Raw genomic sequence first — 3,380 nt, forward strand, 5'->3', positions numbered from 1 at the left:
TGCTCAAGTAGGTGCCTTCAATAAGATCACCCTCGATGAGCGCATGGATGCCGCCACCCGCGAAAATCACAACCAGCACGGCCATCACAATCGAAGTGACGAGGAAGAACGGGCCGATCGGAATCTTCACCGAAGTGAATCGCAGAACCAGGAAGATAACGATCAGCACCGCGGCGGCGGCCAGACCGCCAACCCACATGCCGTGCGCATCCTGGCTCATGGAGTAGATGGACTCGTAGAAGATCACCGTTTCGGCGCCCTCACGGAACACGGCGAGGAAGCTCAGCATGGCAAGCGAGGCGATCATGCCCAAGCCCAGTCTCTGACCGGATTCGACCTTGCTTTGCGCGCCGGCCACAGCCGCTTCGGTCTTATTCCTGATGTAGTTGTTCCACGCTTCCACGGAGCTCTTGTTGAGCATCCAGTTACTGGTCCACAGCAGCATGAGGGTGGCGATCAGCGCGCACACGCCTTCGGAAATCTCCTGAATCGGGCCGGAACCGCCGAACAGGAACGTGAAGAGCACGGCGACCAGACCGGAGCCGGCCAAACCTGCGACCACACCAAGGTAGATCCACTTGGCGAAACGCTTGTTGCCGGACTTCACCAGATAGGCGATCACTGCGGCCACCACCAGCAGCGCTTCGAGACCCTCACGGATCAGAATGAGGAACGCCTGGCCGGCGGAGCTGGTGACGAGTTTGGTGAAGCCGTTGACATTGCCGGACGCACCACCGTCGAGGATGGCCGCGTCTTTCACAAGCCAGCTTTTCAAATCGTCGACATGCTGTTTGATTTCCTTGTCGGAACCGCCGTCGCGCATGATCTTACGAGTCATCTTGAACTGGTATTCGACCTGCGAAACACGGTCGCCGGAAATCGCGTTCATCACGTTCTTTTCGAAGCCGAGCTTCTCGTAGTACTGGTAGTAGGCGTTGTTGACCAGCGTGGCACCTTCGTCGCCCTTGCCGGCAGCGGCAGCCTCGTATGCCTGGTCGAGAATGACGGTCATTTCGCTGGCAACCTCACTCCACGTGCGGTCGCCTTTGCCTTTGGATGAATTCTTCTTGGCCGCGTCGAGCTTCTTGCGCTCTTCCGCGGTTTGCGCGGCACGCTGCTTCGCATATTCCTTAGGATTGGCGAGGTCGGCGTTCGCGTCAAGCGTTTGCGCGGTTGCGTTGATTTCGGCGGTCAGCGCGTCGATTTTGGCTGCGATGGCGTCGCCTTGGTCCTGCTGGTAGGCAAGACCTTCAAGATCGGTGAATTGCTGCAGCAGTTCCTTCTGCTTGTCGGCACTGATGGTGTCGTTGACGACTTTCGAGAAGTTGGATGCGTCGTAACCGATCCAATGCGCGGTCTGGAAATCGGTGCCAGCCTGACCGTAATTGCCATCATTGTAGTCTTTTTCGGCAGCCGCAAGCTGGTCTTCGATGTTCTTCGCAGCGGCAGTCCAGGAATCAAAATTCGTTTGACCGTCATCGGCGGCAATTGCCGGCTGCGGAACTGCGGTAGTCGCGAAAAGCGTGGTCAACGCGATCATCAATGCCGCAATGAACGCGACAAGGCGACCGGACACACTTGTAGCCCGCTGCGTATCGCAGGATGACATAAGACCGCTTCCTCTCTCAGCCGTTCACAATCCGATTCACGAGTGCGCCACCTTTGCCATACACACAGTGCGCACCGACTTCACAAGATAAAACGAAAAAAATCGAAAGAACAGTCTTGATTTTTTGGCAATTTTGTTGTAGAAACCTTTAAAATGGCGGAATTCCGCCATTCTTCTTTTCTGTAATCCGCGCGAGTCGTCTCACATAGTGATTTTTTGAGGCGCTTTCGCCGTTCCTCTCCATGCATATTCGTGCGATTGGAAGATTCGGGAATTGGGGGATTTGGGATGGAGCTGGACTTTCTGACCTCACGATTCCGCCCTGGTGACCTCACGATTCCGAAAAAGCAACGAAAAACAAAATCGTGAGGCCAGCGGGCGCATGGACGGAATCAGGATTCGAGCACGTCAAGCACCTTGCGTTCGTTGTAGAACGCGAACACCACACCGCCGATGCCGCACAATACCGCGGCGCAAACAGCCGCAATGCGATAGCCGGCGCCCGACGCCATGCCAATCGTGCTCACGCCGGTAAACAGCAGCATCGCCACCGACTGACCCATCTTCATCGCAAACGTGCGAGCCGCATAGAACATGCCCTGACGATCCTGACCGGTCGTTTTCGAGCTCGCGTCGGCAATATTCGCAACAATCGCCTGCGGAAGAATGCCGAACGCGGCCATCGGAATCGCGCCGACAATCGAGAGAATCAAGCCCTGCGCCATCGGCGGAATCGCAGCGAGCAGACCGGAGCCAAGCGCGCCCGCAAACGCGAACGCACATGTGAAAATCACGAAAGCGACCAGCAGAATCCGCTTCTTGCCAACACGATTCGCCAATACATTCACCGGCATGTAGAACAGCACCGACACTGCGGTCATGAGCACGAAATAGATGGTGGTCGTGGTCTCGGGAAGTTTGAGCAGGCTTGTCACGAAGAACGGCAAACCAGTCTGGAATGTAGTGATCGCAACCCAATAGACCACGTCGGAGCAGACGAACTTGCGGAATTCGCCGTCGCCGAACGTCTGCTTCAACGATTCGATGGTCGATTCGGACGTGGGCTGCGAGTTGACGTAATCGCGTTCCTTGATGGTGAGCGGCGGAACCAGCATGCACACGAATGCGATGGCCGCCATGATGGTGAACGTCAAACGAATGGCGTTCACACGCCCCAAGCCCGGCACGAAACCAGCCCAAATCACCGGTGCCACGTATGCAATGGCGGTGCCGGCCACCCACGTGAACGAGATGGCGGTGGAGATGGTGAGCTGCTGCTTGGAATCGTGGCCAAGCTCGGCAATCAGCGCGTTATAAGGCGTGCAGTAGAACGTGAGTGCGATATAGTAGCCGATCACCGTAACGAACAGGAACGCGCCGTTGATCCAGCTCGTATCGTTGATTGGACTCCAAAACACCAGCACGGTGACGAGTGCGAGCGGAAGGGCCGCGAACTTGAGGAACGGCATGCGACGGCCGGATTTCGACGTGCAACGGTCGGAAAGGCTTGCCACTGCCGGATCCACGAATGCGTCGAAGAAGCGGGCGAACGCGGTGATACCGCCGACTACGGTCACCACGCCGAGCACGGCAAGACCTTGCGGTACGAACACGGTTTGCCCTTGCGAGATGGTTTCGTTGTCAGGCTGGTAGAAGTAGACGAGCCAATTCGAAATAATGCCGGAAAGTAGCGCCCAGCCGAATTGGCCGACGGCGAAAGCCCAGACTTTGGGCATCGGCAGGCTCTTCACCGTTTTTGTTGTGCGCGTGG

General features: G+C 56.9%; 2 protein-coding genes. Both read right to left on the bottom strand.

Annotation, left to right across the window (positions count from 1 at the left end; genetic code table 11):
- Positions 1-1,609: FTR1 family protein (locus Q5H33_RS08245; protein WP_368043744.1), on the bottom strand; the 1,609-nt coding region annotated here is incomplete at its 3' end.
- A 392-nt stretch (positions 1,610-2,001) separates the two neighbouring features.
- A complete protein-coding gene (locus Q5H33_RS08250; RefSeq protein ID WP_368043745.1) occupies positions 2,002-3,360 on the bottom strand; it encodes an MFS transporter in 1,359 nt (452 codons plus the stop codon).
- Positions 3,361-3,380 lie beyond the last annotated feature (20 nt).

Source organism: uncultured Bifidobacterium sp., assembly GCF_959020145.1.
Taxonomy (GTDB): Bacteria; Actinomycetota; Actinomycetes; order Actinomycetales; family Bifidobacteriaceae; genus Bifidobacterium.